Source organism: Pseudomonas sp. X10, from assembly GCF_054889225.1.
Map to the genome: position 1 here is coordinate 3,612,252 of NZ_CM142677.1, position 25,109 is coordinate 3,637,360.

At 62.8% G+C, this 25,109-nt stretch carries 26 protein-coding genes and 1 tRNA gene; 9 read left to right on the forward strand and 18 right to left on the reverse strand.

Features of this window, described 5'->3' with window-relative positions:
• Positions 1–3: 3 nt before the first annotated feature.
• The 6 genes from ACYU03_RS16525 to ACYU03_RS16550 all read right to left on the reverse strand — a co-directional run bounded on the left by ACYU03_RS16525 (position 4) and on the right by ACYU03_RS16550 (position 5,691).
• Positions 4–768, reverse strand: a complete 765-nt coding sequence (locus ACYU03_RS16525; RefSeq protein ID WP_461885722.1) for an SDR family NAD(P)-dependent oxidoreductase — start codon at positions 766–768, stop codon at positions 4–6.
• Between the two features lie 113 nt (positions 769–881).
• Complete coding sequence (locus tag ACYU03_RS16530) at positions 882–2,000, reverse strand: amidohydrolase family protein (protein WP_461885723.1); 1,119 nt, start codon at positions 1,998–2,000, stop codon at positions 882–884.
• Position 2,001: 1 nt separating this feature from the next.
• Positions 2,002–3,072 (reverse strand): PQQ-dependent sugar dehydrogenase, encoded by a 1,071-nt coding sequence (locus tag ACYU03_RS16535; protein ID WP_461885724.1) that lies wholly within the window; start codon positions 3,070–3,072, stop codon positions 2,002–2,004.
• A gap of 27 nt (positions 3,073–3,099) precedes the next feature.
• On the reverse strand, positions 3,100–4,122 hold the full coding sequence (locus ACYU03_RS16540) for an alpha/beta hydrolase (protein ID WP_461885725.1): 1,023 nt from the start codon (positions 4,120–4,122) through the stop codon (positions 3,100–3,102).
• Positions 4,123–4,132: 10 nt separating this feature from the next.
• A complete protein-coding gene (locus tag ACYU03_RS16545; RefSeq protein WP_320539004.1) occupies positions 4,133–4,636 on the reverse strand; it encodes a DUF2255 family protein in 504 nt (167 codons plus the stop codon).
• 53 nt (positions 4,637–4,689) lie between these two features.
• Complete coding sequence (locus tag ACYU03_RS16550) at positions 4,690–5,691, reverse strand: aldo/keto reductase (RefSeq protein WP_461891488.1); 1,002 nt, start codon at positions 5,689–5,691, stop codon at positions 4,690–4,692.
• A 568-nt stretch (positions 5,692–6,259) separates the two neighbouring features.
• Between ACYU03_RS16550 and ACYU03_RS16555 the strand changes: the two genes are divergently transcribed.
• From ACYU03_RS16555 to ACYU03_RS16585, 7 genes are all read left to right on the forward strand, one after another.
• The gene (locus ACYU03_RS16555; protein ID WP_461885726.1) at positions 6,260–7,153 is read left to right on the forward strand and encodes a LysR family transcriptional regulator; all 894 of its coding nucleotides are present in this window, start codon (positions 6,260–6,262) and stop codon (positions 7,151–7,153) included.
• Between the two features lie 16 nt (positions 7,154–7,169).
• A complete protein-coding gene (locus tag ACYU03_RS16560) occupies positions 7,170–8,063 on the forward strand; it encodes a LysR family transcriptional regulator (protein WP_005794972.1) in 894 nt (297 codons plus the stop codon).
• A gap of 290 nt (positions 8,064–8,353) precedes the next feature.
• A complete protein-coding gene (locus ACYU03_RS16565; protein ID WP_005794973.1) occupies positions 8,354–8,779 on the forward strand; it encodes a (R)-mandelonitrile lyase in 426 nt (141 codons plus the stop codon).
• Between the two features lie 41 nt (positions 8,780–8,820).
• Entirely contained in the window at positions 8,821–9,336 is a 516-nt protein-coding gene (locus ACYU03_RS16570; protein ID WP_461885727.1) for a (R)-mandelonitrile lyase, read from the forward strand.
• The gene (locus tag ACYU03_RS16575) at positions 9,326–10,093 is read left to right on the forward strand and encodes a carboxymuconolactone decarboxylase family protein (RefSeq protein ID WP_461885728.1); all 768 of its coding nucleotides are present in this window, start codon (positions 9,326–9,328) and stop codon (positions 10,091–10,093) included. Before ACYU03_RS16570 ends, ACYU03_RS16575 begins: the two co-directional genes overlap by 11 nt.
• 2 nt (positions 10,094–10,095) lie before the next feature.
• Complete coding sequence (locus ACYU03_RS16580) at positions 10,096–11,112, forward strand: zinc-dependent alcohol dehydrogenase family protein (protein ID WP_461885729.1); 1,017 nt, start codon at positions 10,096–10,098, stop codon at positions 11,110–11,112.
• A 270-nt stretch (positions 11,113–11,382) separates the two neighbouring features.
• Positions 11,383–12,273, forward strand: a complete 891-nt coding sequence (locus ACYU03_RS16585; RefSeq protein WP_005794980.1) for a LysR family transcriptional regulator — start codon at positions 11,383–11,385, stop codon at positions 12,271–12,273.
• 24 nt (positions 12,274–12,297) lie between these two features.
• On the opposite strand, the gene ACYU03_RS16590 is transcribed toward ACYU03_RS16585, so the two are convergent.
• On the reverse strand, positions 12,298–12,591 hold the full coding sequence (locus ACYU03_RS16590; RefSeq protein ID WP_040328361.1) for a helix-turn-helix domain-containing protein: 294 nt from the start codon (positions 12,589–12,591) through the stop codon (positions 12,298–12,300).
• Between the two features lie 106 nt (positions 12,592–12,697).
• On the opposite strand from ACYU03_RS16590, the gene ACYU03_RS16595 reads away from it, so the two are divergent.
• Positions 12,698–13,339 (forward strand): substrate-binding domain-containing protein, encoded by a 642-nt coding sequence (locus tag ACYU03_RS16595; RefSeq protein WP_461885730.1) that lies wholly within the window; start codon positions 12,698–12,700, stop codon positions 13,337–13,339.
• A 130-nt stretch (positions 13,340–13,469) separates the two neighbouring features.
• Here ACYU03_RS16595 and ACYU03_RS16600 read toward each other — a convergent pair whose 3' ends face one another.
• The 8 genes from ACYU03_RS16600 to ACYU03_RS16635 all read right to left on the reverse strand — a co-directional run bounded on the left by ACYU03_RS16600 (position 13,470) and on the right by ACYU03_RS16635 (position 20,386).
• Complete coding sequence (locus ACYU03_RS16600; protein WP_461891489.1) at positions 13,470–15,401, reverse strand: tyrosine-type recombinase/integrase; 1,932 nt, start codon at positions 15,399–15,401, stop codon at positions 13,470–13,472.
• 229 nt (positions 15,402–15,630) lie between these two features.
• Positions 15,631–15,706: transfer RNA gene (locus ACYU03_RS16605), tRNA-Gly, on the reverse strand.
• 64 nt (positions 15,707–15,770) lie between these two features.
• On the reverse strand, positions 15,771–16,334 hold the full coding sequence (gene pgsA, locus ACYU03_RS16610) for a CDP-diacylglycerol--glycerol-3-phosphate 3-phosphatidyltransferase (RefSeq protein WP_461885731.1): 564 nt from the start codon (positions 16,332–16,334) through the stop codon (positions 15,771–15,773).
• A 33-nt stretch (positions 16,335–16,367) separates the two neighbouring features.
• Positions 16,368–18,191, reverse strand: a complete 1,824-nt coding sequence (gene uvrC / locus ACYU03_RS16615; RefSeq protein WP_461885732.1) for an excinuclease ABC subunit UvrC — start codon at positions 18,189–18,191, stop codon at positions 16,368–16,370.
• A gap of 5 nt (positions 18,192–18,196) precedes the next feature.
• Entirely contained in the window at positions 18,197–18,835 is a 639-nt protein-coding gene (gene gacA, locus ACYU03_RS16620; RefSeq protein WP_461885733.1) for a response regulator transcription factor GacA, read from the reverse strand.
• Positions 18,836–18,901: 66 nt separating this feature from the next.
• A complete protein-coding gene (locus tag ACYU03_RS16625) occupies positions 18,902–19,276 on the reverse strand; it encodes a helix-turn-helix domain-containing protein (RefSeq protein WP_461885734.1) in 375 nt (124 codons plus the stop codon).
• Positions 19,277–19,476: 200 nt separating this feature from the next.
• Positions 19,477–19,908, reverse strand: coding sequence for a GNAT family N-acetyltransferase (locus ACYU03_RS16630; protein WP_461885735.1), 432 nt, complete (start codon positions 19,906–19,908; stop codon positions 19,477–19,479).
• A 73-nt stretch (positions 19,909–19,981) separates the two neighbouring features.
• Entirely contained in the window at positions 19,982–20,386 is a 405-nt protein-coding gene (locus ACYU03_RS16635; RefSeq protein WP_461885736.1) for a DUF488 domain-containing protein, read from the reverse strand.
• 127 nt (positions 20,387–20,513) lie between these two features.
• Between ACYU03_RS16635 and ACYU03_RS16640 the strand changes: the two genes are divergently transcribed.
• Positions 20,514–22,121 carry an inorganic phosphate transporter gene (locus tag ACYU03_RS16640; protein ID WP_461885737.1) on the forward strand — a complete coding sequence of 536 codons (1,608 nt, stop codon included), beginning with the start codon at positions 20,514–20,516 and terminating at the stop codon, positions 22,119–22,121.
• Positions 22,122–22,173: 52 nt separating this feature from the next.
• Here the strand turns inward: ACYU03_RS16640 and ACYU03_RS16645 are convergent, their stop codons facing one another.
• The 3 genes from ACYU03_RS16645 to ACYU03_RS16655 form a co-directional block, all read right to left on the reverse strand.
• Positions 22,174–22,869 (reverse strand): glutathione S-transferase N-terminal domain-containing protein, encoded by a 696-nt coding sequence (locus tag ACYU03_RS16645; protein WP_461885738.1) that lies wholly within the window; start codon positions 22,867–22,869, stop codon positions 22,174–22,176.
• Positions 22,870–22,880: 11 nt separating this feature from the next.
• Positions 22,881–23,378, reverse strand: a complete 498-nt coding sequence (locus ACYU03_RS16650) for a PaaI family thioesterase (protein WP_461885739.1) — start codon at positions 23,376–23,378, stop codon at positions 22,881–22,883.
• 114 nt (positions 23,379–23,492) lie between these two features.
• Positions 23,493–24,899: an amino acid permease gene (locus tag ACYU03_RS16655; protein ID WP_461885740.1), complete on the reverse strand. Its 1,407-nt coding sequence runs from the start codon at positions 24,897–24,899 to the stop codon at positions 23,493–23,495.
• Between the last annotated feature and the right edge of the window lie 210 nt (positions 24,900–25,109).

Here is a 25,109-nt window from a genome sequence, read left to right on the forward strand (position 1 = left end):
CGATCAGCGCATGATGAGCCCGCCGTCCACTGAGATGGATTGGCCGGTCACGTAGCTGGAAGCCGAGCTGCACAGCCACAGCACGGCGTCGGCGATCTCGTCGGCGCGGCCGTGCCGGCGCATGGGGATGCCCTCGACCATGGCGTCCAGCGCCTCCTTCTGGCCCGAGGCGGCCATCTGTTCGGCCATCGGCGTCCAGATCAGGCCCGGGCACACGGCATTGACGCGGATGTTGCGCGTGGCGTATTCCAATGCCGCGCTCTTGGTCAGCCCGAGAACACCGTGCTTTGCGGCATGGTAGGTGCCACGCTCGGCACCGCCGACCAGTCCACCCAGCGACGAGCAGTTGACGATGGCGCCACTTCCCTGCTGGCGCATGTGCTGCAGTTCGTACTTCATGCACGCCCAGATGCCGCGCAGATTGACCGAATTCACACGGTCGAAGTCCTCGACCGTCGCGTCGGCGGTCTCCGCGAGAGCGTTCTGGATGCCGGCATTGTTGAAGGCCACGTCCAGGCGGCCGAAGGTGGAGACGGTTTCCTTGACCATCGCCTCGACCTCGCCCAGATCGGCCACGTTGCAGCGGATGCCGATGGCCTTGAATCCAGCCGCGACCAGCTCGTCGGCAGCGGCGCGTGCGCCGTCGCCATTCACATCCGCCAGCGCAACGGACGCACCGGCCTGCGCGAAGGCCTTGGCGGTCGCCAGACCGATACCCGACGCCGCGCCGGTGACAAGTGCCACTTGGTTTTCGAAGGAGATTTTCATGATTTCAGATCCTCTGTTGGAGATGTGTTCTGGATAAAGATGGGGCGACGAAATGGCCCCGGCACCTGGGTGCGCTGCGTTTGCGGTTGCTCCCTGGGGCCTCGCCCCTGGGCCTACGTGCTTGGAGCCTTCCCGGCCTGCGCAACCGGCACGCGCATGCGATAGACCTTCGCGGCCGTGCCGTGGAACAGCGCCGCCTTCTCATCGGCCGAAGCCGACCGGACGATGTACTTCAGTGCGCTCCACAGAGGCACGAAGCCTGCGGATCGACCGTCCGGAGGGTAGTTGCTTTCCATCAGGCAACGGTCGGCGCCGAACGCCTCGATGGTGGTTTCCACATAGGGGCGCCAGGCCGCCGCCAGCTCGCGGTATCCGACGGGGTCCTTGCGCTCCTCGAACCGGAAGCCCCAGAAAGGCATGCCCAGGCCACCCACCTTGCAGTGGATGTTCGGGCGCCGGGCCGCCTCGGTCATCAGCCGGCGGTACGCCCGAAACACTTGTTCCCGTGCCAGCGCGTCCAGGTCCATCGCCATCGCATGGCCGCAGTGGTTCAGCACAATGGTGGTGTCGGGGAACGCATCCGCCAGCTCGATCACCTCCGGCAACTGGTGATGGAAGACCGCCGCGTCGAAGCTCAGACCGCGTCTGGCGAGGTGGGCGAAGGCCGGGCGAAAGCCCGCGCTCTTCATCACGCCGCTCGGCGGCCGGGTCGGAATGAAGCGGTATGGCGCCTCGGACGGGTCTTCGATGGTGACCTGGCGCACACCCCGGAAACGGTCCGGTGCGCGCTCCATCGCCCGGTCCAGCAGTTCGGCCACCTGGTCGCCCAGCCGCAGGTCGGCGTGGCCCACGATGGCGGCGCAGACGCGGCAGCCGTAGCGGCCGCTGTCGCACATCGCGCCGATGCCGTTGGCGAATTCGATCTCGCCGAGCGGGCGCAGCACTTCGGGGCCGTCCGTTCTCGCAAAAGCCAAGGTCTCCACGTACACCGAAGCGACAATCCGATGGCCGGCGCGCGTGTCCGCCAGATAGTCGTCGATCATGTAGCGCAGCCCGGGCCGATCGACCAGGTGGTGGTGCGCGTCGATGATGGGGAGATCCGGCTCCAGGATGGGTTCGTCACGCCCCGCCTGCATCTGGCGGTAGTCGCCGGACGACAGCGTTTGAGCGCGTGCCACGGAGAAGGCCACAGGACTGGCGAGCGCGAGTGCGAGCAGATTTCGGCGATTCATGTCATCGCCTCGGCGACAGTCGCAACAATCGGTCCTTCGAGGGGCCTTCCCCTCTTGGGGACCGATTCGTCGTGATCACGTAGAGGTCGCGTCCCATGGGCAGCACGCCCCGGATGCGGTCGCCGGAGCTGAACACGGGCTTGAGCGCCTTGGCCTCTTCGTCCACGACGAACAGCCCCCGTGCGCCGAGCGCTGCGACCAACAGCTCGTTGCCGGCGAACGCGGCGCCTGCGGGTGCCCAGGTGCCGCGGGCGGATTCGATCCAGGCCGGTTCCATGCCGCTGCGCCGCTCGGCGCCTTCGGCGAGCGGCCAGCCGTAGTTCGCGCCCGGCCTGATCCGATTGATCTCGTCGTGGCCGAACTCGCCGTGCTCGACCACGAACAGCTCGCCGGCCGGATTCCAGGCCATGCCCTGCGGATTGCGGTGGCCGTAGGAATAGACCAGTGAACCCGGGAAGGGGTTGTCCTGCGGCGCCCGGCCGTCCAGCGTCATGCGCAGCACCTTGCCGGCCAGGTTGCCCCGGTCCTGCGGCCGCTCGCGGTTGGCCGTCCAGCCCGTGGTCACGTACAGGTGTCCGTCCGGCCCGATGGCGATGGCCCCGCCGTTGTAGAGCCGATGGCCGGGGATGCCCGCCAGCAGCACGCGGGTTTCGCGCCAGGCGGTGCCGTCGAACCGCGCCTGGATGACCTTGTTGGTCAGGCCCGCACTGGCCCGGTACGAATGGTAGAAGTAGGCGATGCCGCTTTGCGCGAAATCGCGCGACAGTGCCATGCCGAGCAGGCCCGCGCCGCCTTCATGAACGATGGGGTCGGAGGTCTGGAGCGGATAGCGCTGCTGCCGGCCGTTCTCGATCACGACGATGTTGCCGGCCTTCTCGGTCAGCACGAACCGGTCGCCGGAACGCGCGATGTCCCAGGGATAGTCGAGGCCGTCGCTCACCACCTGCATGGCCCAGTCGCCGGGCGCGGTGGCCTGGATGCGCACGGTGCCGGCCGCGTCCTGTGCCAGGGCCGCCGGGGCGGCACACACCGACAGCGCCTGAACGCATAGGGCGATGAGCAATGGCCTCATGTCAGTGACTCCCGTGTCATCCGTTGTTCACAGGTGCTTGCCGAAGAACTCGGCCATCTTGTCCACGGCAGGCGTCACGTACTGCGGCTTGTCGTACAGGTCGAAGTGCGAGGCGCCGGGGACGATCATCAGTTCCTTGGGTTGCTGGGCCTTGGCATACGCCGCTTCGCTGAACTTGCGCGTCTCGGCGCGCTCGCCCGCGATCAGCAGTACCGGCCTGGGCGAGATCAGTTCCATGTGTTCCAGCGGGTAGTACGCCATGTGCAGGCCTGGGCTGGTCACGACGAAGCGGTTGCGGGCATTCGGGTGCGCGCCGCGCGGCGTCAGGTAGTACTCGGTCGCCTCGCGGGTGAAGTTGTCGGTGCTGGCATTCACCTGATCGCGCGACGGCAGCAGTTGCTGCACCAGTACGGGTGCGCCGGCTGCTTCCTTGTTCAGTTGTTCGGCGACACCTTGCAGCAGCTTCTGGCGATCCTCGGCCGTGACTGGAGCACCCTGGATGCCGGTGCGGGTCGCATCCCCGATGTCGTAGGCAACCACGCTGGCCACCGCCTTCACGCGCAGATCGGTCTGGGCCTCGTGCAGCGTGTAGCCGCCGCCGGCGCAGACGCCCACAGCACCGATGCGGTTTGCATCGACCTGCGGCAGGCTGGCCAGGTAGCCCACCGCGCTGCGGATGTCCTGCACACGGTCGGCCGGGTCTTCTAGGTCACGCTGCTCGCCGCCGCTTTCGCCGTAGTGCGAGGCATCGTAGGCCAGCGTGATAAAGCCCTTGCGGGCCAGTTGCTGCGCGTACAGGCCGGAGGTCTGCTCCTTCACGCCGCCCCAGGGGTGCGCCACGACGATCGCCGGGTACGTCTTGCTGCTGTCGTAGTTGGCGGGCAGGTACAGGTTGCCAGCCATCTGGACACCGCTATTGTTGAATGTGACCTTCTGGGAGCCGACCACGTTCACGCCTTGTGCCACGGTGGTCGGTTCGGCGGCGTGCGCAAACGTGGGTATCGCGAACAGGATCGCGGCGGACATCAATGAGTTTTTCAAGATAGACATTTCGATTCCTTCACTGCTTGGCGTCGCGGGGAATGATCCGCACCGTCGCGGCGCGCGAGCGCTCGCTGATCATGGGTTGCAGGTACTGGCTGCCCGAATACTTCGCCCGGTAGGCATCGTCGATGCGGTCGTTGATCGGCCCTGCGACCGGCTCGAAGGAAACCTCCCTTGTCATGCCGGCTGCGACGATTCGGCCCGCCTTCTCGCGTATCGCGGCCTGATGCCACCGGGAGTTGACCCCGTTGTAGGCGCGCACGTAGAGATCGCCATCGACGGCCACGCACCAGATCCACGTGGGCGTGCCATAGGTCACGCCATCCTCGCGGAACGGCGCGATGTGAAGATCGTCGGCTTTGACGATCTTGCTGAGTTCTTCACTTGACCAGTTCATTCGTGATTCTCCTGAAGCCTGTGCGGTGGCAGCCTTGCTCGACGGGGGAGCAGCCAGCAGCGCGCTGCCGACCAGCACCGCGGCGGCGCCGAATCCCACAAGACTCCTTCTGCTCGTCAGCATGTTCGTGACTCCGGGTTGGCGAAGGGGCGGAAATGCGCGGCTACCTTTCACTATCAGCTTTCGACCTGTTTCTGCTGCGAGGCCGGATAGCGATCACCCACGATCTGGATCTTCGAGACGGCGGTCTCCAGTTCCTGCACTTCCGCCGGGGTCAGCGCCACTTCGGCGGTGCGCAGGTTCTCGTCCAGGTGGGCCAGCTTGGTGGTGCCGGGAATCGGCACGATCCAGGGGGCCTTCGCCATCATCCAGGCCAGTGCCACCTGCGCGGAGGTGAGCCCCCGGGTTCTGCCGAACGTGTTGAGCACTTCCACCACCGCCAGGTTCGCCCGGATGGCTTCCGGCGTGAAACGCGGCAGCGTGTTGCGGTTGTCGTTGCCGGAATCAAAGCGCGTGTACTCGGTGATGCCGCCGCCAAGGAATCCTCGGTTGAGCGGGCTGTAGGGCACGAAGCCGATCCCCAATTCCTGGAGCACCGGAAACACTTCTTTTTCCTGGCCGCGCCACATCAGGTGGTATTCGCTCTGCACGGCGGTCACCGGCTGCACGGCATGGGCGCGGCGGATGGTCTGCGCATTGACCTCGCAAAGCCCAAAGCGCCTGACCTTGCCTTCCTGTATCAAATCCTTGACGGTGCCCGCGACGTCCTCGATCGGCACAGCGGGATCGAGACGGTGCTGATAGAACAGTTCGATGGTTTCGACGCGCAGACGCTTGAGCGATTCTTCCGCGACACGCCGAATGTTCTGGGGCGTACTGTCCAGCTCGCCTTCGAAGTACTTGCCGTCAACGATGCGGTGTCCGAACTTTGTGGTGATGTTCACCTTGCCCCGGAACGGGTACAGCCCTTCACCGGCCAGTTCTTCGTTGATCAGAGGACCGTAGATTTGCGCGGTGTCGAACAGCGTGACGCCGCGCTCGGCTGCCTGATGCAGCAACTCGATCATGGCTTTGCGGTCGGGATGGACGCCGCGGTTGTAGTTCATGCCCATGACGCCAAAGCCCAGGGCGGACACCTCCATGCGGAAGTCGCCTGAACCCAGGGTTCGCTGCTTGATAATGTTGGGTAGGTCCATGGCATTGCTCCCCGATGAGGTCGTTGTGGCTAGCTGTGCGACGGCGGTTCCCATCATGAGAGGCGTGGCACATACGGCTGCGCCGACCGTTGCGCTTGCCTTCAACAGGTCACGTCGGCTGGAGGAAATTTGCTCGTTCATCGGGTCTGCTCCTTCACTATTCAGTGGACAAAAAGCGCCGTATGGCGACGCAACGATCCAGCCTGCACCAAGCGTTCCCAATTCGACCGATCGTGACGTTCAGCGCCATGCTGACGCTCATCCGAATCATGCAATCGGGCAACCCATGCCAGAGGCCTATGACGGCTGGAGCGGGTGCTTCTGCGCTGCCTCAATGCTCGCTTGCAGGGCTTGGCGTTCCGGGCAGAAGGCCTGCCTTCCTTGGCTGATACTGAACTTTAGATCGCGCGCCCAACATTGAATAGACGGCAGAATTCGCATAGTCCCATAAGACCTGTTCATGAATCGAGGCATCCAATATGGTTGTTTTTCGAGCGAAGTTCAGACGAAGCCTGTAAAATACATACAGTCCTATAAAGGGGGTTCATCAATGTCGCGTGACAACTTCAGCGACCTGCTGGCCTTCATCGCCGTGGCGCGCGCACGCAGCTTTACGCGCGCGGCAGCCCAGCTTCGGGTCACACAACCGGCCTTGAGCTACACCATCCGGGCGTTGGAGGAAAGATTGGGCGTCCGTCTTCTCATGCGCAGCACGCGCGGCGTGTCGCCCACCGAGGCGGGCCAGCGGCTGCTGGATCGTCTCGCCCCTGAATTCGACGAGATCGAGGCCGAAATCCAGTCGCTTGGTGAGCTGCGGGACGAGCCCATGGGAACGATCCGGATCACCGCCATCGACTACGCCATCCGAAGCATCCTCTGGCCCAAGCTGGCGAAGTTCCTCCCGAAATATCCCAAGATCAAGGTCGAGCTGGTTAACGAGTACGAAAGCGTCGATATCGCCGCGCGCGGCTACGACGCTGGCGTGCGGTTCGGCCAGGAACTGGCCCAGGACATGATTTCAGTGCGGATCGGCCCTGACGTTCGCAACATGGTGGTGGGATCGAAGTCCTACTTCGCGGACCGGCCAGTGCCCAAGACTCCGCGCGACCTCACCGAGCACGCATGCATCAATCTGCGAACGTCCACCTATGGTGGCCTCTACGAATGGGAGTTCGCCAAGGGCAAGCGCGCAGTGAATGCCCGTGTGGACGGAACAGTTACCTTCAACAACGCCTACGACGTTTTCGAGGCGGCCAAGGCTGGCTTCGGGCTGGCCTACCTGCCTGAGGACATGGTTCGCCCTTATGTCGCGAAGGGGCAACTCGTCTCCGTGCTGGAGGACTGGTGCCCGGTGTGGCCCGGCTTCCATCTCTACTACCCAAACCGGCGCCAGCCTTCGCGTGCGATGACCTTGCTGGTCGAAGCCTTGCGTTACCGGCAATAGCAGCGGAGTTCCTCGTATGTCTGGTGAAAATTTTCGCGACATCCTGGCTTTTCTCGCTGTTGCGCGAGAGCGGAGCTTTACCCGCGCGGCGGCTCAGTTGGGCGTGTCTCAGTCGGCGCTAAGCCACACCATTCGCGCATTGGAGGCGCGGCTGGGGCTGCGTTTGCTGACGCGCACGACCCGCAGTGTGTCGCCAACGGAGGCAGGGGAACGCCTTATCCAGAGAGTGGCCCCTCGATTCGAGGCGATCACCGACGAACTGGTCGCGTTCGAGGAGCTACGCGACAAGCCTGCTGGGACCGTGCGTATCACAGCCTCTGATTTTGCAGCGAACACGATCCTCTGGCCCAAGCTCTCCAAGCTCCAGCAGAAGTATCCTGACGTCAAGATCGAGGTGGCGATCGAGCCGGGTCTGACCGACATTGTGGCGGAGCGCTTCGATGCCGGCGTTCGCTTCGGCGACCAGATTTCCAAGGACATGACAGCGGTTCGGATTTCACCGGACATCCGCATGGTAATCGTCGGGGCACCCTCCTACCTGGAAGGGCATCCGGCACCCAAGACGCCATCAGACTTGACCGACCACGAGTGCATCAATATGCGCTTCTCCGTGCGCGGCGGCGTGTACGCCTGGGAACTCAAGAAGGGCGAACGAAACCTGCAGGTGCGGGTTGATGGTTCGTGGACATTCAACTGCATCTATCCGGCTGTCGAGGCCGCACTGGCGGGATTCGGCTTGGCTTACATGCCCGAAGAACTTGCGCGCCCTCATATGAAGAGCGGCCAACTCCGGGCTGTACTCAAAGACTGGTGTCCCACTTTCCCCGGTCTTCACATCTACTTTGCCAGCCGGCGTCAGTCGTCACCCGCACTGTCACTGATTGTCGAGAAATTGCGTTACCGGCGCTAACGCGATCCCAGGCTACCGGGCAACTCGATTCATGAGCACCATTTATGGCTGCATATAGTTTCTGACGTCTAGTCGCGCGAAGCTGCTCCTACTACATTGGAGAGAATGCTTATCGAAGTCGTTGAGCATTCTCAACGCTCCTCCGGAAATCCTGGCCGCGTAGCGCGGGTTCCTCACAAAGGGGAACGTGGTTCCCCGTTCACGAATGCGATGTCGATGCCGAGAGGAACTATTTGCTTGCTCTGCAAGAGATGCAGTGAGCGAAGCCGACTCATTGAAAGGAGCCGTCCATGGAACTCAAACGCGCTGGAACTCAACCTTCGGCCAAAGGCCCTGCCGAGTGGTTTACCGGCACTGTCCGTATCGACCCGCTCAACAACCCTCCCGCTCCGGCTCGTACCTCGTGCGCGGCTGTGACCTTCGAGCCGGGCGCGCGCTCGGCCTGGCATACCCATCCTCTCGGCCAGACGCTGATCGTCACCGCAGGCTGCGGCTGGACGCAGTGCGAGGGTGAGCCCATCGTCGAGATCCGAGCGGGCGATGTCATCTGGTGTCCGCCCGGGCATAAGCACTGGCACGGCGCTACGCCCACCACCGCCATGACGCACATCGCAATCCAGGAAGCACTTGACGGCAAGAACGTGGACTGGCTGGAGCACGTGACCGACGAGCAGTACCTCGCAGGCCCGCCGCCGGGTGGCGGCGAGAACGGCTGAATGGCCGCCGATAGGCCTTTTACTACAAGGAAAGTCCCTCTATGCGAATCTCATTCTTCAAAATTCTCCTGACCGCAGCCGCACTACAAGCCGCCACGGCTGCTGTAGCCGCCCCCCAGGCCGATAGCGCCGCATCGGCGCCCGCCCAGCAGGAGATCGTGCTTGCAGGAAGTCAGGCCTCGATCGCCGGTCCTGCGGAGACCTTCACTGGCCGGGCGCGGATTGACCCGCTGTGGTCGCCCAACAAAGACATCAACGCCGCTGGCGCTATGGTCACTTTCGAGCCAGGTGCCCGTTCGGCGTGGCATACCCATCCCTACGGACAGCGTCTTGTAGTGAGTTCGGGTGTCGGACTCGTTCAGGAATGGGGCAAGCCGGTCGAGGTCGTGCGCCCTGGCGATGCGATCTGGTGCCCGCCGGGCGTTAAACACTGGCACGGCGCTGCGCCCAAGACCGCCGTGACTTACCTGACCGTCACAGGCACCGTGGATGGCAAGAATGTTGATTGGATGGAGAAAGTCACGGATGACCAATACGAGGGCAAACATGCACGATAAGAAGCGCCCCATGGCCAGTGCGCTGGCTGCCATCGTCCTCGGCCTGACGACGACGCTGAGCCAAGCTGCCTCGAACACGCAGGAGCCCCGAGATATGAACGCCGCCGTATCTGAAACCCTCTCGATCCGCCAGCAGGCCATCGTGCCCATCGGGGCCTTCGCTGCAGCGGGTGACATCGCCAAACTGAACGCGGCTCTGAATCAAGGACTGGATGCCGGCCTGACCGTAAGCGATACCAAGGAAATCTTGGTGCAGCTATACGCCTATGCGGGCTTTCCGCGCAGCCTCAATGCGCTGGGCGAATTGATGAAGGTGCTGGAGGCACGCAAACAGCGCGGTATCCAGGACGCACCCGGTCATTTGCCCAGCCGCCCCATCCCGAAGGGTGACGAGCTGCTCGCTGCAGGCACGGCCAACCAGACCAAACTGGCAGGCGCGCCGGTCAAGGGGCCGCTGTTCGACTTCGCCCCCGCCATCGATGAATACCTCAAGGCGCATCTGTTCGGCGACATCTTCGAGCGCGACAACCTCGACTGGCAAAGCCGCGAGCTGGCCACGGTGGGGATGCTGGCGGCGCTGCCTGGCGCCGAGTCGCAATTGCAGTCGCACATGGGCATCAGCATGAACGTCGGCTTGACTGCCAGTCAGTTGCGCCAGCTCGCTCAGGTCCTCGCCGACCGCGTGGATGCCGAGCATGCTCGCCGTGCACGCGAGGCGCTGGAGCGGCAACTAGCCACCAAGTCGGGAGCAAAATAACGATGCAAGCCACCATACTGTACGGCCCGCGCGATATCCGCTTCGAGGATCGTCCGGCTCCCCAGATTGTCAAACCCACCGATGCCATCGTGCGCATCGCCGCAGCCTGCGTTTGCGGCTCGGATCTGTGGCCGTACCGGGGTATCCAGCCCATTGCCGAGCCCATGCCGATGGGGCACGAGTACTGTGGCGTGGTGGAAGAAGTCGGCAGCGAAGTACGCCACATCAAGCCGGGTCAGTTCGTGATCGGCTCGTTCTTCGCCTCGGACAACGTGTGCCCGGTATGCCAGCATGGCTACCAGTCCTCCTGCCAGCAAGCTGAGTTTGTCGGCGGCGCTCAGGCTCCGCTACTGCGCGTGCCCCTCGCCGACGGCACATTGGTCGCCACGCCGGACATTCCCTCGAAAGAATTGATTCCGAGTCTGCTGGCCACGTCCGATGTGCTGGGGACAGGCTGGTATGCCGCCGTGGCAGCCAACGTCCAGCCAGGCGTGACGGCCGTTGTTGTTGGTGACGGCGCGGTCGGGCTGCTCGGTGTGCTCTCTGCCAAGCAGATGGGTGCCGAACGGATCATCGCAATGAGTCGTCATCCCTCCCGGCAAAAGCTCGCTCTGGAGTTCGGTGCGACAGACATCGTGACCGAGCGCGGAGAAGACGGCGTGGCGCGCATCATGGAAATGACCAACGGCCTCGGTGCCGACTCTGTTCTGGAGTGTGTTGGCACCCAGGAATCCATGATGCAAGCGATCCACTGCGCTCGCCAAGGGGGGTATGTGGGTTACGTCGGAGTTCCGCACGGCGTCGAACTCAATGGCGAAGAACTGTTCTTTGAACACGTTCATCTCCACGGCGGTCCTGCACCGGTGCGCCAATTCCTCCCAGAGCTAATTGACCTAGTTTGGCAAGGAAAGATCAACCCCGGCAAGGTGTTTGATCTGACGCTACCGTTGGATCAAGTGGCGGAAGGTTATCGGGCGATGGACGAACGTCGCGCGATCAAGACCCTATTGATTCCTTGATGCTCCAACGAGCACGAAGCGGACACGTTTCAGGCGTTGCTGCTTCGTGAGATAGCTAGAAGAGCCTCAACGGGGGGCTCTGTGCACACCGTGCCAGCCATTCAGGGGGCGCCCCGTTTGGCTTGCAACGGGCATAGAGCGGGCGATGGCTAAGACTGGTTATTGCACGCTGGTCGAGACATGAGATTTCCTGGAGGGCCGGTGGTAGTTAGGGTGCAAGCCTGCGAAATAAGCGCATAAAAGGACGTTCTTACTCAAGGAGGCTCACCTGTGGAATTGCGACATCTTCGCTTTTTTGTCGTTCTGGCCGAGGAGTTGCATTTCACACGCGCTGCCGAGCGCTTGCATATTGAACAGCCGCCTCTGTCGCGAGCCATCAAAGAGCTTGAGGAAGAACTGGGTGTGCTGCTTTTCGATCGGAACCGCCGAGGAACCGTGCTGACGGCAGCAGGCGCGACGTTCTTGCAGGACGTTCGTAGGCTGTTCACCATCCTTGAGCAGGCGCGAGAAAATGCCAAGGCCGTCGGCTCTGGCTTGCGAGGGAGCATCCGCATCGCAGTCTCTGACGGGGCGATCGATCCTCGGTTGTCGGCGTTTCTGGCCCGTTGTCGCGCGGAGGAACCGGAGATCGAGATCCGCCTCTCCGAACTACCCTTGGCTGAGCAACTGCGTGGCCTGCGGTCTGGCGACTTTACGATAGGGTTCGCGCACACTGCCGATGTTGGTGATGGCATTGTTGCCGAACCCATTTGGCAAGATCCGCTGGTCATCGCGGTTCCTGCGCGGCACGAATTGCTCGCCCACAAGGAAGTCCCTCTTCATGAGCTGGGGGGCCACCCACTCGTCTTATGTGATCCGCATGTGTGCGAGGGCTATTGCCGCGAACTTGCGCGCCTGCTTCGGCCACTGGAACACGAGCCTAATGTTGTTGAGCATGTGTCGTCACTGGACATGATGCTTACTCTTGTCGGCGCAGGCTTCGGCGTCGGTTTCACAACGGAAACCAGAATCGCAGCGTGCCAACGACCGGATGTGGTCATCCGCCCATTGGCGGTGGATTCCGCAGTGATCACGACCTACCTGCTTCGGCCCGACAATGACAGCCTGCCGGCTCCGCTGGAGCGATTTATCATTCGCCTACGCACCCATTTCGGTGGCTAACAAAGCTGCCCACCGGTAATCCGCTCAAGAATCTGGGCCGAGACCGATATTGCGCTCTGTTGCAGTCATCAGTTCAGCAGAACTTATCCTGAGTGCAGCGGCTACTTTCAGTATCAGGGCCAGCGTGGGCATATGCTCTCCACGCTCGATTTTTCCCATGTGCGAGCGCTCAATGCCGGCCAAAGAGGCAAGCTCTTCTTGAGCGATCCCTTGGTCCATACGAGCGGCACGCACCGCTTGACCGAAAGCCTGTGCCGGCTCGGCTTCATAGGTGGTTGTACCAGGGGGGCGGCCCCGTTGAACGCTACGCTTCTGCATTACCAGAAGCGTCAAGCAATCAATGGAACTTAACCACGTTAAACTTAACTCTTTTGGCTATCATGTTGGCTCGCCTTTTTAACCCGATTGCTTTTTGGGGGCTCTTATGCACGACGCCACCAGCCAGTTATCCCGATTCAGGCTCGCTATAGCGCCTGGCGTACCCTCATCGCATCTATCGGCACTGCTCGCGCTGCAACGCGCGGAAGAGCCGGACATCGCCATCGCGTTTTTTGAGGTCACAGTTGAGAACCTGCATACGGGCCTCCACGAAGGTCGCTACGACGCAGGCCTCTCGCTTCGGGAAGTAAGCGACCCGTCCCTGAAAAGCCAACCTCTGTGGAGCGATGACATGGCCGTTGCGCTTCCATTGCGCTTCCCGTTGCTGGACAAGGGGAAGCTCACGGTCGCCGATCTGCTGAACTGCCCACTGTTTCGCTGGCAGGCAGAGGCCTGCCCCTTGTTGGATCAACGGCTGTCTGCTCTTATACCTGCGGACGAGCGAAACATTCAGCACGTGACGTCCTTCGAGATGATGGCGCTATGGGTCGCGGCCGGTTATGGAATCGGGGTATCTGCGGGATCACGCATTGAGCATGCTCATAGGTGGGGAATCGCCATGCGTCCGCTCGGCGACGGCCCTTACAAGATCGTGACGCACCTGCAGCAGCCCAACGAACCTGCTAACGCCATTTCAGAGCGGTTCGAGCGTAGAGCCCTGCAGGTCGCCAAGGATGCTGCAGCTTAGTTGCGCCCGATGGGCTGCCTACGCCGATTAAATCCTCGGAGACGCGACTCCCCACATTCACAATCGGTGGAAGATGCAGGCGGCGCAGATTTAGCGTGGGGGCACAAGGCCCCCACGCTAGCTTTGGCCCTTACGCACCGTCGAGCACCACCACGCCGTCAACCAACCGGCGAACGCTCTGCCGCACCTCCTCGGGAATGGGGCGAGACGAGACGGTCTCCGGGACGTCCACATGCTGCTTACCGCCTGCGATAACCTGGACCACCGTGCCCAGATTGCTTGGCGTCACCAAATCGATGGCCGCGCGATCGCCCAGGTCCGGGTGTGGCCGGGTCAACATGCGGTAAAGCTCCCACGAATCCGCTTGCGGACACTGGCGCATGAGCACCTGGGCCAGCTTGTGCTTGAGCGGCACCAGTTGCCAATCGGGAACTCGTTGCCCCCGGTTGCCCAAGCTGATGGACAGCAGTTTGCCGGCCTTCAACTCGCGGTTGATCTGGTCTTTGGACTTCCCTGCCAGCTTGCCGAACAGCGGCACCGGCAGGCAGCTCGGCGACTCGTAGATGGCCAGCATCTCTTCGCGCTCGCGCTGGATTGCGGACACTTCCGGTTCCGGGGGCCGCGTGGGCGGTGGAGGCACCTGGGACAGCCGCTGAAACCTAATGCCTGCATCGTTCGGCGTCATGACGATGGGAGCTGCCACCACAGGCGGCACAGAGGCTTCAGGGGGCACAGCGACGGTGGCAGCAGGCTCTTCCTCTTCTGCCATCGCCGGCACCCCCTCGATACGAATGGTGAGGTGAGCGCTGGCCGCTTCCACCTGGCCCTGTTCAAGCAGGTCGAGGCGGTCGGCCCAGTCCTGCATCATCCGGCGGCGCGGTTCCACATACTTGGCGTGGTTGTAGGCCGAACTTACCTTGTTCGGGTCCGAGTGCGAAAGCTGCGCATCCACCCAAATCTTGGGGTAGCCAATCTCGTTGAGCGCCGTCGAAATCGTTCCGCGGATGCCGTGGCCGGTAAGTTGGTCCTCGTAGCCCATCCGCTTCAAGGCGGCATTGAGGGTGTTCTCGCTGATGCGCTTCTTGAGTTCGCTGCGATGCGCCAGCAGGTGGCGCTGGGCCGGCCGCATCACCCCCAGAAGGTAGCTCACGATCTCGATGGCTTGAAGGGACAGCGGCACGATGTAGGGCGGCACATCCTGGGGACGCTTGCCGGCCTTGCGCATCTCGTCCTGAAGCTGTTTGACGATCTGGGGCGGGATGATCCAGAGGCCGCGGTCCAGGTCGAACTGATCCGGGGTCGCCAGCCGCAGCTCGCCGGTTCGCACCCCGGTGAGGAACAGCAGCCGGATGCCGAGCTGGGTCTGCCAACCACGCGGGTTGTAGAGCCGGAGCTTCTGGAGGAATTCGGGCAGCTCGGGCAAATGCAAGTATGGGTTGTGGGTCACCGGAGGCTTGGGCTCCGCCACCACATCCAGGTCAGAAGCCGGATTGGCCTCCAGCCCCTCGACGATCACGAGGGCATAGCGGAATAGCTGGCTCAACCAGGTGCAGACCTTTTCTGCCGTGGTGAAGGCCTTGCGTTCCTCGATCCTTGCCAGGACGCCCAGAAGCTGGGGCCGGCGAATGTCGTAGATCGACATCTTCCCGAGGGTGGGCAGCACATCCTTGCCGAAAATCCGCAGGATCTGCGAGAGGGTGCTTTGACGACCCTCCTTGAGTTCCTTGCGCCGATGCTCGACCCAGGCATCGAAGACTGCCTTGAACGTGTAGTCGGCCGCCAGCTTCACGGCATGGCGCTTCTGCTTGCGGTCGGTGTGAGGGTTGATGCCCTTGGCCAGGAGTGCTCGGGCTTCGTCGCGCAAGGTACGCGCTTCGCGCAGGCCGATCTCGGGGTAGTTGCCCAGGGAGATGCGCTTTTGCTTGCCGAGCCAGTAGTAGCGCAGGTGCCACGATTTGCCGCCGGTAGGGGCAACCACCAGGCCGAGGCCATCGGTATCGGGGAGGCTGTAGGTTTTGTCAGCGGCCTTGGCTTGCCGCACAGTCAGATCAGAGAGTGCCATCATCGAAGCTCCTAAGTCTTGGACTTAGGCCCGATGCTGCTGGTCATCCCGATCCAAACCCCAGCAACAACCCGGAACCGGAACCACCCGCATTCTTTGGCCTTGTTTTTGGCCTCAAAAACGCTGGCTGTCGGTGGATTCCAGTGGCTTTTGCTGGAATGAAAAAAGGAGCCGAAGCTCCTCTTTTCAACGACTTACAGACCCCAGTGGAAGTCTGTAGATCATAATTTGGAGCGGGAAACGAGACTCGAACTCGCGACCCCGACCTTGGCAAGGTCGTGCTCTACCAACTGAGCTATTCCCGCGTCTTGGTGCTGGCCATTCTAGCGATCTGAAGAATGGCGTCAACCCCTTGATTCAAAAAAACTTTTATTTCTGCTGCTCCGAACCTTCACGCAGATGCGGCCAGGCGGCGAGCAGGTAATGCACCATCGACCACAGGGTCAGGCCGGCGGAGATCATCAACAGCGCGTAGCCCAGCATCACCCAAAAATCCAGGATCGGCGGGTTGGCCAGCAGGATCACCAGCGCCAGCATCTGCGCGGCGGTCTTCCATTTGCCCAGGCTGGACACCGCCACATGCGCCCTCGCCCCAAGCTCGGCCATCCACTCGCGCAGGGCCGAGACGACGATCTCGCGCCCGATGATCACCGCCGCCGGCAGGGTCAGCCAGAAGTTCGCGTGCACCTGCACCAGCAACACCAGGGCCACGGCCACCATCAGCTTGTCAGCGACGGGGTCGAGGAAGGCGCCGAACGGCGTGCTCTGCTGCAGGCGCCGGGCCAGGTAGCCGTCGAGCCAGTCGGTGGCTGCGGCAATGGCGAAGACGCTGCTGGCGGCCAGGTAGCTCCAGTGATACGGCACATAGAACAGCAATATGAAGATCGGAATGAGCAGGACGCGTAGAACGGTGAGCAGGTTTGGAATATTCATCGGTACGACTGGCTGCGAGTTGAACTGGGCATTCTACTCGCTATGCAGGTTGGCATAAATCGACTCGGCAAGCTTTTTACTGATCCCAGGCGCCTTGGCGATCTCGTCGATGCTCGCGCGGGTCAGCTCCTGCAGGCCACCGAAGTGTTTCAGCAGGTCGCGGCGCCGCTTCGGCCCGACCCCGGCCACATCTTCCAGGCTCGAGGTGCGCCGGGCCTTGCCACGGCGGGCACGGTGGCCGGTGATGGCGAAACGGTGTGCTTCGTCGCGGATCTGCTGGATCAGGTGCAAGGCTGGTGAATCGCCCTTGAGGGTGAATTCGTTGGCCACCTCGTTGAGGTAGAGGGTCTCGAAGCCGGCCTTGCGGGTCACGCCCTTGGCCACCCCCAGTAGGGTCAGGTCGCAGACGGCCAACTCCTGAAGGACATCGCGGGCCATGTTCAGTTGGCCCTTGCCGCCGTCCACCAGCAGCACGTCGGGCAGTTTGCCCTCCCCGTCCTTGATCCGACCGAAACGACGGGTCAGGGCCTGGTGCATGGCAGCGTAGTCGTCGCCAGCGGTCACGCCTTCGATATTGAAGCGGCGGTAGTCGGACTTCAGTGGACCTTCAGGGCCGAACACCACGCAAGAGGCCACCGTGGCCTCGCCGCTGGAGTGGCTGATGTCGTAGCACTCCAGGCGCTGCGGTACTTCGTCCAGGCCCAGCACCTGGGCGAGGGCCTCGAAGCGCGCCGCCATGTGCTGGCGGTTGGCCAGACGCGCGCCCAAGGCCTGCTCGGCATTGGTCACCGCCAATTGCTGCCAGCGCGCGCGGGTGCCTCGGACCCGATGGCTGATCACCAGCTCGCGGCCGCGCAATGTCTGCAGCGCTTCGGTGATGGCGGCGAAGTCCTCATGGACCACGTTGACGATCAACTCGCCCGGCAGTTCGCGTTCGGCATTGCCCAGGTAGTACTGGGACAGGAAGGCGGCCATGACTTCGGCCACCTCCTCCTCGATGCCTACCTGGGGGAAGAAGTTCTTGCTGCCCAGCACCCGCCCGCCGCGCACGCTGATCAGGTGCACGCAGGCACCGCCCGGGTTGACGAAGGCCGCCACCACGTCGATGTCGCCGCTACCACCTTCCATGTACTGCTGGTCCTGGACCCGGCGCAGCAGTGCGATCTGGTCGCGCAGTTCAGCGGCCTTCTCGAAGTTCAAGGCCATCGCCGCCTGCTCCATCTCGTTGTTGAGCTCATTGCTCAACTGCTGGCTGCGCCCTTCGAGGAACATCACCGAATGGCGCACATCCTCGGCGTATTCCTCTGGCTCCACCAGGCCGACGCAAGGCCCTTTGCAACGCTTGATCTGGTATTGCAGGCACGGCCGGGTGCGGTTGCTGAAATAGCTGTCTTCGCATTGGCGCACGAAGAAGGTCTTCTGCAGCAGGCTCAGGCTTTCGCGGATCGCCCCCGCACTGGGGTAGGGTCCGAAATAGCGGCCCTTGGCCTTCTTCGCTCCACGGTGAATGCCCAAGCGTGGGAAGGCACCGTCGGAGAGGAAGACATAGGGGTAGGATTTGTCGTCACGCAGCAGGATGTTGTACGGCGGCCGCCATTCCTTGATCAGCGTCTGCTCCAACAGTAGCGCTTCGGTCTCGTTGCCGGTAATGGTGGTCTCGATCTGGGCGATGCGCCCGACCAGGGCAGCCGTCTTCGGCGCCTGGCCCGTCTTGCGGAAATAGCTGGCCAGGCGCTTCTTCAGGTTCTTGGCCTTGCCCACGTAGAGCAGCCGGGCCTCGGCATCGAACATCCGGTAAACACCCGGGCGGCCGCTGCAGGTCGCCAGGAAGGCGCTGGCATCAAAGATTGAGGACATATGGTTTACAGATTGGCGTCGACCATACCGTGGCGGACCGCCAGCAAGGTCAGTTCGACATCGCTGGTGACCGAGAGTTTTTCGAAGATCCGGTAGCGGTAAGTATTGACGGTTTTAGGGGACAGGCACAGCTTGTCGGAGATAATCTGTACCTTCTGGCAACCGACGATCATCAGGGCGATCTGGATTTCCCGCTCGGACAATGCATCGAAGGGCGAACCCTGTGGCTGGAACGATTTGAGCGCCAACTGCTGGGCGATCTGCGGGCTGATGTAGCGCTGGCCGGCAAACGCCAGGCGGATGGCTTGGACCATTTCATCCAGCCCGGCGCCCTTGGTCAAGTAACCCGCGGCGCCGGCCTGCAACAGGCGCGTGGGGAATGGGTCTTCCTCGCACACGGTCACGGCCACCACCTTGGTGTCCGGATGGCTGCGCAACAGTTTGCGGGTCGCTTCCAGGCCACCGATGCCAGGCATCTTCACGTCCATCAGGACCACATCCGGCTTCAGTTCGCGGGCGACCTTGAGCGCCGCTTCCCCCGAATCCGCCTCGCCCACCACCTGCAGGCCATCGATATCGGCCAACATGCGCGTGATGCCGGTACGCACCAGATCGTGATCATCGACCACAAGGACCCTTATCAAGCAGACACCTCGTCAATGCGGCGGCAATTGGATCCCGCCACCTTAGCAAAATTTCCTTACGCAGACCTAGCGCAAAGCATCATTGTCGTGCACGCGCGGCACCGGCCGCCGGCACTCCGCCACCTCCCCCGCGAGGCGGGCCAACAGGTGCCAGACCACAGCCTGATCGGTCGATGGCAGGCGGCGGAAGTAGTCCAGCAACTGGCCTTCCTCCTGACTCAGGCTCTCCAGCAGCGCGGGGGTGTGCGCACCGCTGAGCACATAGAGCGCGTCCACGCCGCGCGCTGCGACGGCAGCGAGATAATCGACCCGCGGAGTGCGCTCTCCGCTTTCGTACTTGCCTTGGGCATTGGGCTCGACGCCGCCGATGTCACCAAACATCCGCTGGGTCATGCCCAGCCGTTCACGCTCTTCTCTGATACGCGCACCAAGCCCGCTCATCAGCTCGATCCTCCTCCACATTGAGATGCAAAACGGTGGCTTCCGGCCACCGATCGAGTCGCTCTACGACCCGCGAGTCCGCACTATGCAGCAGGCCTGACGGAGGCACAAGACACCCTCCGGCCACTTGTACAGATATGACCACACAAGGCGCGTCATCACCTCCTGCACAGCCTGCTCGATCAGTCGCCCGCGCAGCGCTAGCTGATAGTGCGCTGCATGCGCACGAAGCATTCGTCCTCCCCTATCTCGACAAAGCCCCGACGCCGGTACAGGGCCCGCGCCGGGTTGCTCTTGAACACCATCAGGCGCAGCAGCGGCAAACCCCGCTGGGCAGCCCAACTGGCCAGTTCCTCCAGCACCCAACTGCCCACACCGCGCCCACGCTGCCCGGGCACCAGGTGCAGCTCGCGGATGAACAGGGCCTGGCGGTCCTGGCTGAGGCTGCAAAAGCCCAGGACCTCATCCTCTTCCACCACCAGCCACTGCTCGCGCCAGCCCCAGGCCTCGTCGAAAGCTTCCTCGATCCACAACAGGTCGAACTCACGGTAATACGGCAACATTGCCTGCCGGGTCAGGTCGCGGGCGAAGGTACGGTACTGGTCGGTGGCGGGGGTCAGGGCGAGAGGCATTGCCATGGTTTCCTGATTCAAGACGTTCTATCTGCTGGCGCTGCAAGGCGATAAGCCCCTCTGGGAAAAGCGATCACGGCTCATGCTTCAGTTCCCCGGCATAGCACACTGGCGAGCTCCTCGGCCCCTGCCGGTCCAGCTCGTCTTCCAGCCACCCGGCCAGCACCTGGGCATTGTTGTGCTCGGTGTCCTTGCCGGCATAGAGCAGCGTCAAGGTGCCCTTGCTTGCCAGGCCCAACAGCGGCCACCAGTACTCCGGATGGGCGGACAGCTCCTGGCGGTAGCGTTTGGCAAATTCAGCAAAATCCACCTCGCCCTTGTGGAAAGCCTGGCGCAGCCCATTGGACGGCGCCACGTCGCGCATCCACTCGCCATGCAGCTCATCCTTGCGCTTGTTGCGCGGCCACAGCCGGTCGACCAGCACCCGCTGGCCATCCGCTTGGTCGACGGGGTCGTACACGCGCTTGCAACGGATCATGGCGGGCTCCTGCGGCATCCTTTCCCTTCCAGCCTAGGACTTTCATTGACCGAGGTCACGTTTCCGTCACAGGGAGTTTTTATGCTGGCGGCCTGAGGCACCCCCACCTGAAGCAACCGGAGCCCTCATGGCAACCCCGTCACTGGCTAACCTGCCCCACCTCGACGCCCGCCCGCAGCTTTCCCACAAACCCGGCCGTGCCACGCTCACCCTGTTCTACGGCCTGCTCCTGGCCGGACTCGGCTACACCGCCTGGAGCCTGACCCAAGATGTCAATGCCAGCGGTACAGTGGTCACCACCTGGGCCCCCTTTCTGTTGCTGGGGCTGGCCCTGCTGATCGCCCTGGGCTTCGAGTTCGTCAACGGCTTCCACGACACCGCCAATGCTGTGGCCACGGTGATCTACACCCACTCATTGCCGGCCCCCGTGGCGGTGGTCTGGTCCGGTTGCTGCAATTTCCTCGGCGTGCTGCTGTCCAGCGGCGCGGTGGCCTTCGGCATCATTGCCTTGCTGCCGGTGGAGCTGATCCTCCAGGTCGGCTCCTCGGCGGGCTTCGCCATGGTCTTCGCCTTGCTGCTGGCGGCGATCATCTGGAACCTGGGCACCTGGTGGCTGGGCCTACCGGCCTCTTCCTCGCATACGCTGATCGGCTCGATCATCGGCGTCGGCGTGGCCAACGCACTGATGCACGGCCGCGACGGCACCAGTGGCGTGGACTGGACCCAGGCAAGCAAGGTCGGCTATGCCTTGCTGTTCTCGCCGCTGATCGGCTTCGCCTGCGCCGCGCTGTTGCTGCTGGCCCTGCGTCAGTTGGTCAAGCGCCCGGAGTTGTACCAGGCGCCGGTGGGCAAACAGCCGCCGCCCTGGTGGATCCGCAGCCTGCTGATCCTTACCTGTACAGGCGTGTCCTTCGCCCACGGCTCCAACGACGGGCAGAAAGGCATGGGCCTGATCATGCTGATCCTGGTCGGCACCTTGCCCATGGCCTATGCCCTGAACAAGACCATGCCCAGCGAGCAGGCGCTGCAATTCTCCGCCGTCGCCGAAGCAACCCGCGAGGCGCTGGTGCGCAGCGCGCCGCAGCCGGCAACGGCCGATCCGCGCCAGACCCTCACCGCCTTCATCGCCGAGCCCAAGGCCAACCCTGAACTGGTCCCTGCCCTGGCAGCACTGACCGGCATGATCGGCAGCGAGGTCAAAGGCTATGGCTCGCTCAACCGGGTGCCGGCCGAGGCCATGGCCAACGTGCGCAACGACATGTACCTGACCAGCGAAGCCATCCGCCTGCTAGACAAGCAGCCGCTGGTGGACTTTGACACCGATACCCGCGATCACCTGCAGTTGTTCAAGAAACAACTGGACGACGCCACCCGCTACATCCCGCTGTGGGTCAAGGTCGCCGTGGCCATCGCCCTGGGCCTGGGCACCATGGTCGGCTGGCGGCGCATCGTGGTCACGGTAGGCGAGAAGATCGGCAAGACCCACCTGAGCTACGCCCAGGGCGCCTCGGCGGAAGTGGTAGCCATGTGCACCATCGCGGCCGCGGACATGTACGGATTGCCGGTGTCGACCACCCATGTGCTGTCGTCGGGGGTGGCCGGGAGCATGGTCGCCAATGGCTCGGGAATCCAGAAGCGCACCCTGCTCAACCTGCTGATGGCCTGGGTGCTGACCTTGCCGGCAGCGATGTTGCTGGCGGGGAGTCTCTACTGGCTGCTGAACCTGGTCTTCTGAGTGTACGCATCACCTGTAGGGGCGGTGGTTCGCCGCACCTACAGGGACAACCTCATTCCGGGATCTTCAAGCCCCGCTGCACCGCCGGCCGCTCAAGGAATTTCGACAGCACCCGCTGAACGTTCTTGAAGTCGTCGAAACCCACCAGCTCCCCGGCCTCATAGAAGCCCACCAGGTTGCGCACCCAGGGGAAGGTGGCGATGTCGGCGATGCTGTAGGCGTCCATGATCCACTCACGCCCTTCCAAGTGCCGATCGAGCACGCCCAGCAGGCGCCGCGACTCGGCCACGTAGCGGTCACGCGGACGCTTGTCTTCATAGTCCTTGCCAGCGAACTTGTTGAAGAAACCGAGCTGGCCGAACATCGGGCCGATGCCGCCCATCTGGAACATCAGCCACTGGATCGTCTGGTAACGCTGGGCTGGGTCCTGGCTCAGCAGTTGTCCGGTCTTGTCGGCCAGGTACTGGAGGATCGCCCCAGACTCGAACAACGGCAGCGGCTCACCACTGGGGCCGCTCGGGTCGAGGATCGCCGGGATCTTGTTGTTGGCGCTTAGGGAGATGAACTCCGGACTCATCTGGTCGTTGCTGTCGAAGCTGACCCTGTGCGCCTCGTAGGGCAGCCCGGTCTCCTCGAGCATGATCGAAACCTTGACGCCGTTAGGCGTGGGCAGCGAATACAGTTGCAGGCGCTCAGGGTGACGCGCCGGCCATTTGCGGGTAATCAGGAATGCGCTGAGATCAGTCATCATTGTCCTCTTCAGGCTTGTCCATGGGCTTTGAGCTTGAGTTTCTCGGTGTCCACTCGTACGAACACCGAGTCCGCCGTCACGGTCAGCACGTCGCCGGCCCAGACCTCGCAGATCACCCGGCTCTTGCGCCCGACCTCGCCTTCGACCCGCGCCTTGAGCAGCAGTTCGACGCCCATGGGCGTGGGCTTGAGGTAGCTCAGGCTGAGTTGCCCGGTGACGCAGTCGATACACGGCAAGCTACCTGGCTCGCGGCCCTCGGCGCGGTAGTGGTAGGCCATGGCCGTCCAGTTGGAATGGCAATCGACCAGCATCGCCAGCAAGCCTCCGTACACCAGCCCAGGCCAGCCGGTGAAATCGCCGTCGGGAGAATGACGGCACAGTACGTGAATGCCGTCGGTGTCCCAGTGGCTCTGGACATGCAAGCCGCTGGGGTGGGAGCAACCGCAGCCGTAGCAGATACCGTCCGGAGCGGCCAACTCCTGGAGGGAAAGTACTTGGTCGTTCATGGAATTCCTGTAATTGTCAGTATTGGAAAAGGTCACTAGGGTAGCGCCGCGCCCACACCGCGCCAATGAAAAAGCCCATGGCAAGGCCATGGGCTCGGGTGCAGCCAGGCGCTGTCAGGCACCTTCCCCGCTGGCCACGGCGGCATTCGCCGGGGCAATCCCACCCCGTCGGCGGGTCAGGGAGATCAGCAGGATAGCCAGGGTCACACCGGCGGTCATCAGGGTTTCGTAACGATAGGCATCGCTGAACAGCATGTAGCCCAGGACCATGAGGATCAGGCCAATGACCAGCCAGGTCAGCCACGGGAACAGCCACATCTTCAGCGCAAGCTCGGTGCCTTCACGGTCAGCCCGGGCCCGCATGCGCAGCTGCGACACGGCGATCACCAGGTACACCAGCAGGGCGATGGCGCCCGTGGTCGAGAGCAGGAAGCCGAACACCTTGCCGGGAAACACATAGTTGACGAAGCAGCCGGCAAAGCCCGCCAGGGTCGACAGAACCACGGCCACCGTCGGCACACCATTACCGGATATGCGCTTGATCATGGCCGGCGCCTCGCCCCGCGCACCCAGCGAATAGAGCATGCGCGAGGCGGTGTACAGGCCGGAGTTCATGCAACTGGTCACCGCCACCAGCACCACCAGGTCGACCATCAGCTTGGCCCCCGGCACATTGAGCACTTCCAGCACCCGCTGGAACGAGCCGACGGCTTTCAGGCCAGGGTCGTTCCAGGCCACCAGCGATACCACCAGGAAGATCGAGGCCAGGTAGAAGATGGCGATGCGGTACACCACCAGGTTGGTGGCGCGGCGGATCTTGTCTTTCGGGTTGGAGGTCTCGTCGGCGGCAATGGTGACGATCTCGGCACCGAAGAACGAGAAGATGGTGATCAGCACGCCCCCGAGCACGGTGCCAAAACCGTTGGGCATGAAGCCGCCATTGGCCCATAGCTGGCTGACGCCAGAGGTCTCGGCCAGGGGCCAGAAGCCGAACACCGCCAGGCTACAGACCACGATGAAGCCGAGGATGGCGATGACCTTGATCAAGGCGAACCAGTACTCGAACTCACCGAAGTTCTTCACGCTGATCAGGTTAGTGCACGACAGCACGATCATGATCAAGAAGGCGAACAGCCAGGACGGCACACCAGGGAAATAGGCATGCAGGATATCCGCGCCGGCGATAGCCTCGACCGGAATGATCAGCACCCAGAACCACCAGTACAACCAACCGATGGTAAAGCCCGCCCAAGGCCCGATGGCCTCGGTGGCGTAGGTGGAGAAGGAGCCGCTGTTGGGGTTGGCGATGGCCATTTCCCCGAGCATGCGCATCACCAGCAACACCAGCAGTCCTGTCATCGCATAGGAGATCAGGATGGCCGGGCCGGCGGTGGCGATGGCGTTGGAAGAACCGATGAACAGGCCAGCACCAATGATGCCGGCAATGGAAATCATGGATACCTGACGGGACGTCAGGCCGTGTTGCAGCGAACGCTGTTTCTTTTGTTGTAGCGATGCCATGGTGAACCCTCAAGTGGGTCGGCCGCAGTGCACGCGGCTGAGTTGGAGCAGGTTTCTTGTAAGTCTGTGCAACTATGTTCTTGTTATTTCAGAGAGGTGCGGTAGCGCTTCTGAGATAGGCATGTTTCTAGCGGGAGCGGCCTTGTATCGCGATGGACCGCACCGCAGCAGCAACAGCTGCCATTCGGCAAGTTACCCAAGCCGTCGAAC